The organism is Rhodococcus sp. WAY2 (assembly GCF_009859915.1).
Classification (GTDB): Bacteria; Actinomycetota; Actinomycetes; order Mycobacteriales; family Mycobacteriaceae; genus Rhodococcus_F; species Rhodococcus_F oxybenzonivorans.
The window spans coordinates 760,326-774,688 of record NZ_CP046573.1 but is presented as its reverse complement, the minus strand read 5'-3'; the positions used below and the strand labels follow the sequence as shown (position 1 = coordinate 774,688).

Annotated in this window: 7 protein-coding genes; 3 read left to right on the top strand and 4 right to left on the bottom strand. The window is 63.7% G+C overall.

Annotated elements, in window-relative coordinates:
• The first annotated feature begins 148 nt into the window (after positions 1-148).
• Positions 149-3,448 carry a protein kinase domain-containing protein gene (locus GFS60_RS33565; RefSeq protein WP_159928725.1) on the top strand — a complete coding sequence of 1,100 codons (3,300 nt, stop codon included), beginning with the start codon at positions 149-151 and terminating at the stop codon, positions 3,446-3,448.
• A 506-nt stretch (positions 3,449-3,954) separates the two neighbouring features.
• On the opposite strand, the gene GFS60_RS33560 is transcribed toward GFS60_RS33565, so the two are convergent.
• Together GFS60_RS33560 and GFS60_RS33555 are read right to left on the bottom strand one after the other, a co-directional pair.
• Positions 3,955-4,500: a nuclear transport factor 2 family protein gene (locus GFS60_RS33560; RefSeq protein ID WP_236603634.1), complete on the bottom strand. Its 546-nt coding sequence runs from the start codon at positions 4,498-4,500 to the stop codon at positions 3,955-3,957.
• Positions 4,501-4,724: 224 nt separating this feature from the next.
• Complete coding sequence (locus GFS60_RS33555; RefSeq protein WP_159928723.1) at positions 4,725-6,047, bottom strand: MFS transporter; 1,323 nt, start codon at positions 6,045-6,047, stop codon at positions 4,725-4,727.
• A 928-nt stretch (positions 6,048-6,975) separates the two neighbouring features.
• Between GFS60_RS33555 and GFS60_RS33550 the strand changes: the two genes are divergently transcribed.
• Both GFS60_RS33550 and GFS60_RS33545 read left to right on the top strand, forming a co-directional pair.
• Positions 6,976-7,758 carry an SDR family NAD(P)-dependent oxidoreductase gene (locus tag GFS60_RS33550; RefSeq protein WP_159928721.1) on the top strand — a complete coding sequence of 261 codons (783 nt, stop codon included), beginning with the start codon at positions 6,976-6,978 and terminating at the stop codon, positions 7,756-7,758.
• A gap of 463 nt (positions 7,759-8,221) precedes the next feature.
• The gene (locus GFS60_RS33545) at positions 8,222-9,367 is read left to right on the top strand and encodes a citrate synthase 2 (protein ID WP_159928719.1); all 1,146 of its coding nucleotides are present in this window, start codon (positions 8,222-8,224) and stop codon (positions 9,365-9,367) included.
• Between the two features lie 2,011 nt (positions 9,368-11,378).
• Here GFS60_RS33545 and GFS60_RS33535 read toward each other — a convergent pair.
• Entirely contained in the window at positions 11,379-11,750 is a 372-nt protein-coding gene (locus GFS60_RS33535; RefSeq protein WP_159928717.1) for a hypothetical protein, read from the bottom strand.
• Between the two features lie 357 nt (positions 11,751-12,107).
• Positions 12,108-13,955: an RNB domain-containing ribonuclease gene (locus tag GFS60_RS33530; protein WP_201453705.1), complete on the bottom strand. Its 1,848-nt coding sequence runs from the start codon at positions 13,953-13,955 to the stop codon at positions 12,108-12,110.
• Between the last annotated feature and the right edge of the window lie 408 nt (positions 13,956-14,363).

Below are 14,363 nucleotides of genomic sequence, written 5' to 3'. Positions count from 1 at the left end.
CGGTCGGCTTGTATCTCGGATTCATGGCACCCGTCAGCGATACCCTTAGATCGGGCATTGAGAGCGGGTGCAGGGTTGTTTGCGCTGGTCGTGCCGTTGGGGCCAGCACGCGGGACGATGATCCGACGGCAGTGAGTAGACCAACGTGATGGGTGAAGGTGATCCGCTCGACACGCAGCGGTATCCGCCCTCCTCGGCTGCGGATCTGGCAGGCACCGGCTTCGCCGATGCCCAGGAGATCGGCCGCGGCGGTTACGGCGTGGTCTACCGGTGCACCCAGCCGGACTTGGATCGCACGGTCGCGGTGAAGGTCCTCACCGTCGATCTCGACGAGGAGAACCGGGCCCGCTTCTTCCGGGAGCAGCGGGCGATGGGCCGGCTGACCGGGCACCCGAACATCGTCAACATTCTGCAGGTCGGCACCACCGATAGCGGCCGTCCCTACATCGTGATGCCGTATCACCCGCAGGATTCCCTGGACGCGCGGATCCGCGGTGAGGGGCCGTTGCCGTTGGATCAGGCGTTGCGCCTCGGGGTGAAGATGGCCGGCGCGGTGGAGTCGGCGCACCGCGTCGGGATCCTGCACCGCGACGTCAAACCCGCGAACATCCTACTCACCGAGTACGGTGAGCCGGAGCTGACCGATTTCGGTATCGCACACATCACCGGCGGCTTCGAGACCGCGACCGGCGCCGTCACCGGGTCGCCGGCCTACACCGCGCCGGAGGTGCTCGCGGGGGACCCACCGAGCCCGGCCGCTGACGTCTACGGTCTCGGCGCCACCCTGTTCAGTGCCCTGACCGGGCATGCCGCGTTCGAACGCCACAGCGGCGAGCAGGTCGTCGCACAATTTCTGCGGATCACCACGCAACCGGTCCCCGACCTGACCGAGCAGGGGATCCCCGATGACGTGGCCGATACGATCGCCCGCGCGATGTCCCGGACACCCGGTCAGCGCCCGGCCACCGCCGCCGACTTCGGCGACGAACTGCGCGGCCTGCAACACGCGCACGGCTTCCCGGTCGACGAGATGGCCCTGCACGCCGAACCGGGTGCGCAGGGCAGCGACCTGCCACCGACCTCGCACGGCGGACGACGGTCACCGGCGCCCTCGACGCTCGGCACGACGGGCAGTCTCCCGTTGGAGATGACCAGTTTCGTCGGCCGCCGACACGAACTCACCGAGGCGAAGAACCTGCTGACCGGCTCCCGGCTCGTGACATTGACCGGGATCGGGGGTGTCGGGAAGACCCGGCTGGGGATGCGGGTCGCGGCTGCTGTGCAGCGCGAGTACGACGGCGGTGTGCGGCTCGTCGAGTTGGGTGAACTGCGCGGCGGGTCGTTGCTGGTCGATGCGGTGGCTGCTGCCGTGGGGTTGCGGGATCATTCGGCGAGGCCGCTGCGGGAGATCCTGATCGAGTTCCTCGCACGGCGGGAACTGCTTCTGGTCCTCGACAACTGCGAGCACGTGGTGGACGCTGTCGCCGAACTCGCCGGCCTCCTGCTGCGGGCGTGTCCGCGATTGCGGATTCTGGCCACCAGCCGTGAACCCCTCGGTATCGGTGGGGAGGCGGTGCTGCGGGTTCCCCCGCTGGCTGTCCCCGATCCCGAGCGGAAGCCGTCGCTGCGAGGGTTGCCCAAATACGATGCGGTGTCGTTGTTCGCCGAACGCGGCGCCGCCGCCGTTCCCGGCTTCGTGCTCACCGAAAGCAATGCGGGGACGGTGGCGGGGATCTGCAACCGGCTCGACGGGTTACCGTTGCCGATCGAGTTGGCGGCGGCACGGTTGCGGGCGATGTCGCCCGACCAGATCCTGGGGCGGCTCACCGACCGCTACTCCCTGCTGACCCGCGGCAACCGGGGCGCGCCGACGCGGCAACAGACGCTGCGGTTAAGTATTGACTGGAGCTTCGAGTTGTGCACCGTCGGTGAACAACTGGTGTGGGGTCGGCTGGCGGTGTTCGCGGGAAGTTTCGAACTCGATGCGGCGGAGCAGGTGTGCGGCGCGGGCTTGGACCCGGACGAGTTACTGGACACGGTGACATCCTTGGTGGAGAAGTCGATCCTGATCCGGGAGGAACATGGGTCGGTGGTGCGGTTCCGGATGCTCGAGACCCTCCGCGAATACGGCTACGAGAAACTCAAGCAGACCGGTGAGTCTGTGTCTTTGCGTCGCCGCCACCGAGAGTGGTACGAAGCGTTGGCGCTGGCCGCGGACACCGAGTGGATCAGCGCCCGCCAACTCGACTGGATCACCCGTCTGAAACGGGAACAACCGAACCTGCGGGAAGCCCTCGAATTTAGCCTCGACGACGACCCCGCCGCAGGACTACGCACCGCGGCCGCACTGTTCCTGTTCTGGGGCTCCCAGGGCCTCTACAACGAGGGCCGGCGGTGGCTCGACCAACTCCTCGCCCACCAGAGCGGCCCACCCACCCTCGACTGGGTCAAGGCACTCCAACGCGCCGGCATGATGGCCAATGTGCAGGGTGACCGCCTGGCCGGAGCCGCACTCGTCGCGAAGGGGCATGAGCTTACCGCGCAGACCAGCGATCCCATGATCCGCGCCCTCGTCTCGTTTGCCGACGGCATGCTGGCCCTCTACAGCGGTGATCATAAGCACGCGTCCTCGCACCTCGAAACCGCCGTGGCCGAGTTCAGCACCCACGGTGACCGAACGCTCGAAGTGGCCGCCTTGTACCCGTTGGGGTTAGCGTATGGGCTACGCGGCTCGACTGACCAGGCTATCGAATGCCTCGAGCGGGTCCTGGCAATCACGGAAAAGTATGGCGAGAAGATGTACCGATCGCTCTCGCTGTGGGCGTTGGGAATTGCCGTCTGGCAGCAGGGTGGTCCAGATCGTGCGGTGGCACTTCTCGGACAAGCACTAGAGCTGACCAGGAAAGTGCACAGCCCGCGCATCGCCACAGCCTGCATCGAGGCGCTGGCCTGGATCAGCTTCGAACAACACGACGCACTGCGGGCAGCAGTTCTGCTGGGGTCTGCAGAAGGGCTGGCGCGGTCGGTGGGAAGCACCGTGGTGATCTATTCCGATCTGACTGCCTATCACCAGGAATGCGAGGAGAAGACTCGGAAACGACTCGGGGACAGATCATTCGGAGTGGCCCACCGCAAGGGTGAACAGCTCGGTTTCGACGCGGCAATCGCCTACGCCCTCCACGAGGAACCGCCCAGCACCTCCACGCCCGACGTCGATGCGTCACCGAGACTGACCAAGAGGGAACGCCAAGTCGCCGACCTGATCGCTGAGGGCCTGACCAATCAGGCCATCGCACAGCGCCTCGTGATCTCGCCACGGACAGCACAAGGGCACGTGGAGCACATCCTGGCCAAACTGGGTTTCACCTCCCGGACTCAGGTCGCAGCCTGGGTCGTGGAGCAGACGGACGTTGAGGACGGACACACCCGCTCAAATCCAACGCAGTAGTTTGCAATGCGCGACCACCCGCCGATTTGCCGGCACCCCATTCTCGGGTCGGTGGATCGGCGTAGTCCTCGACGATCGAACTGGGTTCACCTCGGAGGTAAGTGGTCCGGTGTCCTCCGTTCCGGAGTTTTCGCAGGCTCGGCGGCCACATGGGACAGTGGTGATCACCAAGCGAGGGCAAGAGCAGCGTGCGGATAAACGACGAAGTGATCACACCCCTCACGACACTGACTCCGCAAAGCGCGCGGCGGCGAGACTGGTCGCGAGGACCTCGGAAGAGACATTGAGTTCGCTGACGAAGTGTCCGTGTCCGTGAAGACATGCAATGCCATCTGATACCGGCATTCACTCACGCAAACGAAGAAGCAGCGAGTGGAATCGCGTGACGTTGTAACACTACAACGCCGTGCGCCCGCACCTACTACGACGAACACATCACCTAAACCCCGACACTCACCCAGGCGCTTGACACTCGCGGCTTGAACGGGCCAGCAACAACCGAGGGGCTACGCGCCCTGGCCCGCCAGCCCTGCATTCAGGGGAAGAGCCGAACTCGAATCGCCGCCCTCGAGAAGTTTAAGCGCCTCAAAAATCCGGTCACCCTGTCCCTGAGCACCCTGTGCGACGTGCCTGGGTGGGAGGGAAAGATTGTTGACCTCTGACCGGATCCAGTCACGGATGGCCCAACGCTCCGAGATCGCCCAGCGGCCGTCGCGCCGTTCCATGTAGTCGATGTAACGCACGCCAGAGGTGTAGTTGGCCTCATCCTGGGGAGACTGGCCGACGTGGACGACCATGGCGTAAGTCTCCGAAACGGCACGATCTCCATCGACCTGCGCTAGGTGGTTGCCGACGAAGTGCATCGTGCTGCGGTACTTGGCCAGCTCAGTCTCCACCCAGACAAGGAATTCATTGATCCTGCCGGTAAAGGAACTGTGGTGATCGAGAGCATCCGAATGGTAGGTCGATCGGACTAGGTCGAGGTCGAGGCGATCGACGCCGCGGCAATACCCGAGAACTACCTCGTGGATGGCTTGCTTGTCATTGCTCACGATGCCTCCTAGTTGTGGGACCAAGACGATCAGCATCATCACCACGCTGATCGTATTCGTAATACGGAATGGATACTCAGTATGGCGAACAGCCCTTTCTGGGTCGTCGCCCATTGATCCGGCTTCCGTCCGAAACATCCAGAAAACTGTGCGCGCTCTTGTTTTGTCTTGTTTTTCCAAGCGTTGCGCTTGCTGAGTGCCCGCCCGCCCCAATCGTCGAACGGTCAGCGGTAGAGGTGGGCGCCGGTGGTTGCGTTCCGCACGGCGCCCAGAACGATTGCAATACCGAGGATCCCACTTCCAGTGAGGATGTAGGCGGGCGCGAGGTTGTTTCCGGTGACGTCGATCAGCCAGGTGGCAACGAACGGACTGAGGCCACCCCCCAGCACCGCACCGACGCTGTGACCAAAGGCGACACCGGTGTGGCGAACCTGCACCGGAAACATTTCCGGCAATAGCGTTAGCGTGCCTGCTGAGCACAGTGCGTAAGGAACCATGCCGATGACGAGACCGATAACTGCGAGGGTCACTGAATGCTGCCCCATGAGCAGGAACGAGGGAATGGTGACGGCCGCGTACACGATGTAGGAGATAGTCAGAAGTTTTTTCGCTCCGACGCGACATCCAAGCAGTCCGGCGACTGGGATGAACATCGCCGCCGCCACGACGGCGAGCAGCACGATGGTCGCGGCCTGCCCCTTGGAGAATCCGAGGATATTGCTGAAATAGACCGCCACGAAAACGGTACCGAGGTAGACGCCGGTGTTCTGAACGACGGCGATCGCCACAACCTTGGCCAACGGTGCCCGGTGGTGCGCCAGCAGCAATTTAAGGGGCCGTGTTGTGGCCGTGTTGTCAGCCTTCGATGCGGTGTACTCAGGGCTGTCCTCGATGGACAGCCGCAGATATAGGCAGAGAATCCCGAGCGGAACTGCGAGCAGGAAAGGAATCCGCCATCCCCACGCCTCCATCGCCTCTGACGGGAGGAAAGAAGCGGACAACGCAGCTATCCCGGCCGCCGCACCCTTTCCGAGCACGCCGAGGCTAGGGACCAACGAGATATACAAGGGTCGCCGGTGCGGTTCCGCCCATTCGCGGATATAGCTGACCGCCCCGCCGATTTCCCCCCCGGAGGAAAAGCCCTGCAGCATGCGGAACACCACGAGAAGGATGGGCGCCGCCACACCTATCTGCGCATACCCTGGAAGCATCCCGGTCAGGGCGGCGGCCACGCTCATCAGACCGATGCTCGCCATCAGGCTCGCGCGGCGACCCACCCGATCACCTAACCACCCGAAGCAGAGTGCACCAAGTGGGCGAACAGCAAACGCGGAGCCGAACACCAGCAGCGTGTTCAGCAGTCCGATCATCGGGTCGTCACTCGGGAAGAAGACCACCGCCAGCGTGGCCGCCACGTAGCCGTACACACTGAAGTCGTAATATTCGATGAGCGTTCCGAAAGCCGCTACTGCGGTTGCTCTCTTCGCCTTTCGCTGCTGCTCACTTGTAGACGACGGTGTGACCGAGTCGGTTGTCGTTGGGGTCACATCTGCTCCTATGTGAAAATCTACTGTCGTTTGTCTCGGATCGAACTGGTTTCGCTGGGTTGCTGGTCATTACGAGTTCGCGACGAGTTGCCGACTGACGGCGATCGGTTGGTCCGACGAGCGATACACCGTGGGGCGGGGTACGTAGAACATTGGTCAGCCTTCCTCCCGACTGGCCCGGCTACCCGGTAGCCCCGCGAGGCGTCCGTATACCGTGTGCCGGTCGAGAAAAGTTCACCCAAAAATGCCATGAGGCATGCTGCCCGACAGTCCCCGCCGTCCCTTCGGACCTGGTCGAAGGATGCTCGCCGTCGCCCTGAGCTGGGGAAGATGCAGCACGCTAAGGACGGCTACGAGGCGTAGCTAATAGATGGAAGTCGTACCGCTCTACCCGCGAGCCGACGAACGCCGAGGTGAGCGTACGACACGCATCTGGTCCCGATCAGGGCCCGCTATCAGGTGGACCCTCCTCGCCGTACGCCAATACTGTCGGGTGCAGTCATACCGACCCCGTTCTCATATTCGTTTGCACATTCGACATTGCGTACGGTAGCGGTGTGACGGTCGGCACGTCAAGGGTTCGTTTACGCCTACGAGTTCACCCTGTGGAGGAGGGTCCATGGTGCGACAAGTGGCCGAGATCCTAGGTTTGGGCGGAAAATTGCGGATCGACGCACACCGAGATCTTTCGGGAGCCCCGCCCTACCACACGTGCCAGATTTCTCGTAACCCGCGAGCGCCGACTCCTAGTCGGCGAAACCGAAGAGTGCGTGTCGATTCCCGAACCTCACACAACCGGCGCAGACCTCCCCACACTGCCCTTGTTCGACTATCAAGACCGGTATACGATATCGCGAATGATTCAACTTTTCCTTGGCTCGCAATTAAGCCCAGGCTCTCGTTCTCGACCACTGACTTAAGGAGCATCATGTCCAGCAGCCCCTCACCCGACTTCTCCACTGGCACAGCCTTGGTCATTGGGGGTAGCGGGGGTATCGGCCGAGTGATCTGCCGGCGTCTGGCCGAGGCAGGCAGCGATGTCGTGCTGACCTATCGGCGTAATGAGGCGACGGCCGAAGAGGTCGCAGCGCAGATCCGTTCCCTGAAGCGCCGGACGGCAGTGGAGGCGTTGAACACCGAGGACGAGGCGGAGACGAAGAAGTGTGTAGATCAGGTCGCCAATGAGTTCGGTGGCCTGCACACACTCGTATATGCGTCGGGTCCAGACCTGCCGATGATGCACATCAGCCGGACTCCGCCGCACCAGTTCCGTGACTACTTGTTGCAGGATGCCGCGGGCTTCTTCAATCTAGTCCACGCGGCGATTCCGCATCTGCGTGCTTCGCAAGGTTCGATCGTCGCCCTGCATACGGCAGGGCTCCGGCGGTACCCGGCCAAGGACATCCTCTCGGTGGCGCCGAAGGCGGCCGTCGAGGCCATCATTCGTGGGGTCGCTCGCGAGGAAGGCCGATACGGCGTGCGTGCCAACGGAGTGGGCATCGGCGGCGTCGAGGCCGGGATGCATTGGCGGCTCAGGGAGTCCGGACACTACAACGCGGCGGCGCTGGAGATCCTGCAACGCAATCGCGCCCTTCCGTACGCCGGTCGAGCCGAGGACGTCGCTGAGGCGGTCCTGTATCTAGCATCGGGCAGCGCCGCTCGCTACGTCACCGGACAGACGATCAACACCGACGGCGGCTACGCACTCTGATTCACGGCCCCAGTTGCAGGCCAGCCGAGCTCAATCTTGCTGTAACAGTTCGGTGCACTGATCGATCAAGTTCTACTCGAACATCTCTTTGTCGCTTTCCGGGGTGATGACACCACCTCGTTCCCACGAGCGTGACCGCCGACGGTGTCATCAAGCGTATCGACCTCCCCTTCTGACGCCTGGGAAGGGTGGTTGCCGGCAGGACTGCGATTAGAGCGTCGAGGGTCATCGACAGTCACCTAAGAGCGAACCGTCCGAGAACTGGATCGTCGCCTCACGGCGTCACCGACCGGAAGGCAGGCACAGCAGGCCACATCAATGGTGCATGGTGATTCCGCCTACGGCATGCGCTGGGCATCTCCGCCCTGCCTGCACTCCAAGGTCGACTTCTCGCCGGTGATGGCCAAGAACACCGCAGTCCAGCTGAATAGCCCCCGACACCAAAACATTCGAGGAACACGCGATGACTACTGCAGAGATCACCAACCACACGGGCGTTCCGGAGGATTTCGTCAGCGGTCTGGAGGGCGTGGTCGCCTTCACCAGCGACATCGCTGAACCCGACAAGGACGGCGGCGCCCTGCGCTACCGCGGCGTCGACATCGAAGACCTCGTGTCCAAGCACGTCACCTTCGGCAACGTCTGGGCGCTGCTCGTCGACGGCCGCTTCGGCCCCGGCCTGCCCCCGGCCGAACCCTTCCCCCTGCCCGTGCACACCGGCGACGTCCGCGTCGACGTCCAGGCCGGCCTCGCGATGCTCGCCCCGATCTGGGGATACCAGCCCCTCCTCGACATCGACGACGACACCGCCCGCGAGCAACTCGCCCGCGCCTCCGTGATGGCCCTGTCCTACGTCGCCCAGTCCGCCCGGGGGATCTACCAGCCCGCCGTCCCGCAGAAACGGATCGACGAGGCCAAGACCGTCACCGAACGATTCATGGTCCGCTGGAAGGGCGAACCCGACCCCGCCCACGTCGAAGCGATCGACGCCTACTGGGTCTCCGCCGCCGAACACGGCATGAACGCCTCCACCTTCACCGCCCGCGTCATCGCCTCCACCGGCGCCGACGTCGCCGCCTCCCTCTCCGGGGCGATCGGCGCGATGTCCGGCCCGCTGCACGGCGGCGCCCCCGCCCGCGTCCTGCCGATGATCGAGGACACCGAGAAGTCCGGTGACGCCCGCGCCCTGGTCAAGGGCATCCTCGACCGCAAGGACAAGCTGATGGGCTTCGGTCACCGCGTCTACCGCGCCGAAGACCCCCGCGCCCGCGTGCTGCGCGCCACCGCGAAACGGCTGAACGCCCCCCGCTACGAAGCGGCCGCCGCCCTCGAGCAGGCCGCCCTCGCCGAACTGCGCGAGCGCCGCCCCGACCGGGCCATCGAAACCAACGTCGAGTTCTGGGCCGCGGTCATCCTCGACTTCGCCGAGGTTCCCGCGCACATGATGCCCGCGATGTTCACCTGCGGCCGCACCGCCGGCTGGTGCGCCCACATCCTCGAACAGAAACGTCTGGGCAAGCTCGTCCGCCCCGCCGCCATCTACACCGGCCCCGCACCCCGCACCCCCGAGTCCGTCGAGGGCTGGGACCACATCCCCCACACCAGCTGACCATTCGACCTCCTCGCCGAGAAGCGCAATGGGACGACGCCCGACCCGGCTGGCGGACGTACGCGTCGACAGGTTGTGCGGGTCAGCACGTCCGGGTTCCGGCCGAATGCGTCGCGCTTCTCGACGATGCGGCGAATCCACTTGTCCGCCTCCATCCAAGCCGCACAGCCACATCGGCTGCGCCGCCATCCGGATGACCCCCGGAGCGAAGTCGGCCAACCACAGCCGATCCAGCTCCACCGACTCTCGTACAGAACATGGCCACGATTGGTGGCCGACCAGAACATCCCCGCATAGTGCCGGCGCCGATGATGACTTCGGACTCGTCGAACCGGCAAACCATGAACGACTTGATGCGGATCCACGGCAGCGACCGTTGTCGCGACAGGACCGCCGTCGTCCTGCACATACCTGACCTCGACCTCGCTGGTCCTGGGCACGCACCAGTGTTGTCCCAAGTGACATGAAATTTGGAAAGTGACACTGCTTCTCTTCATGGTTGTAATCTGTCTCGTCGGCCACTTCAGCTGCGCCACCAACAGAAGAGGCCCGATGGGACACCCGCGTCGCGGCCTGCGACGGAAGCGACGAACTGACCAACCTCCTCGCCGCCAAGACTCGCGAATGCCACCTGTCCCATCGACTCGACGCCGCTGCGATCGCGGCCCTGCCACCAGGGCGGCACACTGCGGGGCCGAGGCCTCGACCACCGCGGTCAACTCGTCGCCCCCGGCGCTCACCGCGGCCACGCCTGATGGCAAGTCCATCCAGCCGGAAGGCGACGTCTCATTGGCCTGTCGAGCACCGGTCCGACCACCCGGCAGATCCCTCGCTGACCAGCCTCGGTGCCAGAATCTGGATGTCTCGTGAGATATACGGATTCTAGAGAACACCGATTTGCGGAGCTACAACAACTGTAGGTGCGCGCCCGACTTGTCAGTAGTGGGCGGAGTTGAGCTGTGATTTCTCAGCCCCGTGTCAGTGCGGGATTCTCACTATCTTGTCATGACCCTGGGGAACCTTCTGGACAGAGAGAGTCCTTGAGAGGTGCCCTGAGCTGGGGAGATGATGAAGGGTCGGCTGCCCTGCTGACACGAAATTGAGAAAACCAGCACTTCGCTGACAGGCAACTGACACGAAATTGAGAAACTGACACCGATCGCGACAACCTACAACATCGACGACTCGCGGGTCTCCATGGCACCGCCCCGTGTCACTCATGGTTTGTGCGCACTTGGTCACGATAATTTCAATTATCGCACCGTCGGGCCCGAAACCGCACGTCAGCACGTTTTTGCTCTGCAGCGTGTCGTAGCGCCCCGGTACCCCCTGCGTCGGTGACGATCGAACCGGTGAACGAGGCCCCGCGCGGGCCGGTAACAGCACCCGCGGGCCCGTGGTGCCCGAGGAGGTGGCGGCGCGGATCGCCGGCACCATGCAGCGGTCGCGGGCGCTGCGGGTCCGCTCATGATGTCGACCGGCCAGCCTCCCCGACAGTCTGGTCGCCGACACCGGGTGAGAAGCCGTCCTTCAATCTCCAGTGGGAAACCACCTCCGGCACCCAGGCAACTTGGCCGGAGCCTTCGGTCTCCAACCGATCCAAACCTGGAAACGGCGCGAGCCGCAGGCCTCGTCATCCGACGAGTAATCCTGCGGCCCACTTCCGCTCCCACCGCGATGGGCTGGCTACACCTAAAACCTTAACAACTTAAAGTTGTTTCAATTGCCGCCAGGAACCATCAACCGACAGTATGTCGAAACCAAAGCGGCAGCCACCATCGCGTGCCGAGGGCACGTGGGACGCTTGGTGGTTATCAAATGGGTTACCGCGACCGAACTTGAACAGATCGGCTACGTTCGGCACCGACTGACGGAGCCCTTGATTGCTCGCAATCGGATCTTCCCTAGATCACCCGCAATACTGACACCCTCGCCGAAGTCCAGGGGGTCATCGCGTCGCGTGCCCTTCGACCCTTTTTGGCGGAGGCGAGTTTCCAGCACCGTCAACCGCTCACACTCCCCTATTCGATTCCACCAGTAGGCGCTCGCGGTCATACTGCTTGCACCGCGCTACAGCGGAATTCGCCGCTTTGTCCGAGCCCCACACGTAGGCAAAGAACTCCCGATCGTTGCGCATGAGGTCATCGACGCGGGAATCTTTCAAGGCCGCATTTCGCATGAACGGCATACGGGCGTGAGTGTTGACCGTCTTCTTACTCATGCCAAGCAGTTTCGCCACCTCTGATTGGGAAAGTCCTCGAAAAAGAGCTTCCATGACGAGCGCCTGGTCAACGTAGTTGTCGGCCAGGAATTTTAGGTGTCTCACCACCCACCGGGCATCGCGGCGTCTGGTTGCCAGGTCGTGCCCATCAGGACTGGTCATGCCCGCAGCATTGCGGTATTCAGCGTGTACCGCAATCCCGACGTTCGGTCGGGTTTGACGCATCAGCCGAGAAGAACAGTGCTCATCTGGCCACCTGTTTACCTTGCGAAGCAAGGTGTCTCCTCAGCGCGCCGCGGCCGATACCAGGAATTGCGGCCTCACTCTCCAGGGTTCCGACCTCGATCATCTTCCAAATGTGCCGCGCCTTCGCCGCGTCAATCCCTTGGCTGGCCACCGATCCAGCACCGGGCGCCGGCGAACTCGGGAATCAGCTGTATCGCTGCCCGGAGCCCCTGGACGAGACCTTGCTACGGACGGCACTGCGTATGTTCGAACGAATCCGCGGATAAGATCGATCTACGGGTGTGATTGAGCAGGCGACGCCTCGTCGAGAAGCGAATCGATAAGATACTCTGCCGCAGCGGTTTTCGCGTGTGTTTTTGTTGTTCCGCGGCCAATCGCCGCGTGGTCCCGGTATTGGACTTCGCATGTGAACACCGGGGCGTGGGCAGAGCCCTCCATCTTTACTGACCACTGTGGGGAGGGATGCCCGTGGTGTTGGGCATGGCTGAGTACCCACGCGATCGGGTTCTTGTGCGCTCGTTCCCGCCGTTTCGACGCCTGCCCACAATCCGAAGTCGGGTTTCCGTTGCTCGCTGGTGCTGGCCGCGCCCGTATCCCTGCGTGCGTGGCGCTCGGGGGCACTGCGTGCGGCTCATCCCGCAGCGGGGAGTCCGTCTCCGGGTGGCTCTTCCCGGCTGCGACCGCCTGGGTGAGGCCCCATGCCGCGTCCTGCTCGGCTCGCTTCTTACTTCCCGCCGTTGCCCACGGTCCGCAGACGTCACCTACACGGAGGCGGGCAGCGAATACCGGGGTGTGGGAGGGCCCACGGTGATCGCTATCGATTTCGGGTCTAGGCAGATCGGGATGGGCTTGTAGCCACATCGACACCACACTCGGCCCAAATTCCGGATGCGACTGCGATGCCCAGTCGAAGACCTCGGATCGGATCGGTGTCCAACCCTCCGAGGCGTCGAGCAACGTCACGATGGTGGTGACAGTTACCTCGTCGGCCTTGATTCGGCGGCGGAGCTCGGTGACCACTTCACCGATCGGGTCGCGTGCGGTCGCGGCCGCCAGCACCTTCGCCCACCGCTTCGAATCGAGACCCTCGAGTTCACCGGCGGCGACGACCTGCGCGGTCACCTTCCGATCGAGTGCCTTGAAGTGTGCTGCCTTTTCTTCCCGGTCCGCGGCGATGCGCCGGTTGATGTCGACGGCGAGGTTGCCGAGTTGTTCGGTTGTGTACGGGGCAGGCGCGGAATCGAGGTGGGCGAAAATTACCCGCTGAGTGATCAGGTCCGACACTCTGCGCAGCGGCGACGTCGCGTGCGTGTAGGCCGCCAACCGAAGCCCGTGATGGCCGTGCACCGTCGGGGCATACGTGGCAGCACGAAACGACGACTGCAGACGCGAACGCAGCTTCTCGAACAGCACCGGATCAGTCATCGCCACCGCCACCTCCGCTGCAAGGTCCTCGGTGCTGCCCGCGGTCACCGCGCTGCGGTGATTGCGAAACAGGACCGGGAGATCCTCCCGCACACACCACATGGCGATCGCCTCGTTGGCTGCGATCATCATCTCCTGCACGATCACATACCCGACCGTGCGCACGTCGGATGGAATCGGTGCGATTCCCCCTTCCTCGGTGGAACGCCAGCCATGCGTGAGGTCGTAGAGCGCGAAGGCACCGGACCGGCGACGCCCCTGAAGCAGCACCTGCGCGGCGTCATTCGCAGCTTTCACGCACTTGTGTAGCGGGTCGTCGACTGAACCCAGTATTTCGGTGATCTGCGCGTGATCGACCGCGACGCACCGGCCGGCCGGCACCCGCCCGCGATCGACACTCACCCCGGACACAATCCCGTCCGCGGACAGAGCAGCCTGGACGCGCAGTGTGGATCTCTCCGCAATCTCGGTCAACGTTGCCGCTTGCTCGGTGTCGCGGCCAAGCATCGGTACCGTCCGGCGGGAAAGGTACTTCGATTCACGGCGCAGGAAAGCCGTCGCATCAGCCGCGGAGCCTAGGGGCACGACGTCCGCGACGCCGGCGATGTGCACCTCCAGCTTCCACCCCGAACCGTCGGCGAGTTCGGCTACCGCGAACGCATCATCGCGGTCGAGTGCCTCGGACCGATCCACCATCAACAACGGCACACCGCTATCGGACACTGCGCCTCCTCAAGAAGTAATCGGCAGCGACACTGCACCAGGAACCATCAGTACCAGCGATGGACATCAGTGTCGATCACCTCTTTCCTTCGACACGCCCGCCGATCCGGCTGGCATTGGGGTGTGCCAGGTCAGATTTCGTCGAGGCACTTCCGTCCCGGCAGTTCTGGTTGACGGGACGTCTCCAGTGCCGTGCCTGGTCTCCTGGCCGATTAAGTACCCGGTGTTGCCCGGTCTGACGGGCACCGGCCCGCGTCCCCCTTCGTACCGGAGCGTCCTCCCGCGTGTATCGACGTGCCCGAACAGCACGAAACAAGACAACCACCTCGCTCACAACAGTAGATTCGATCTAACACCCGGCGCGATACCGTGAGGTAAGGC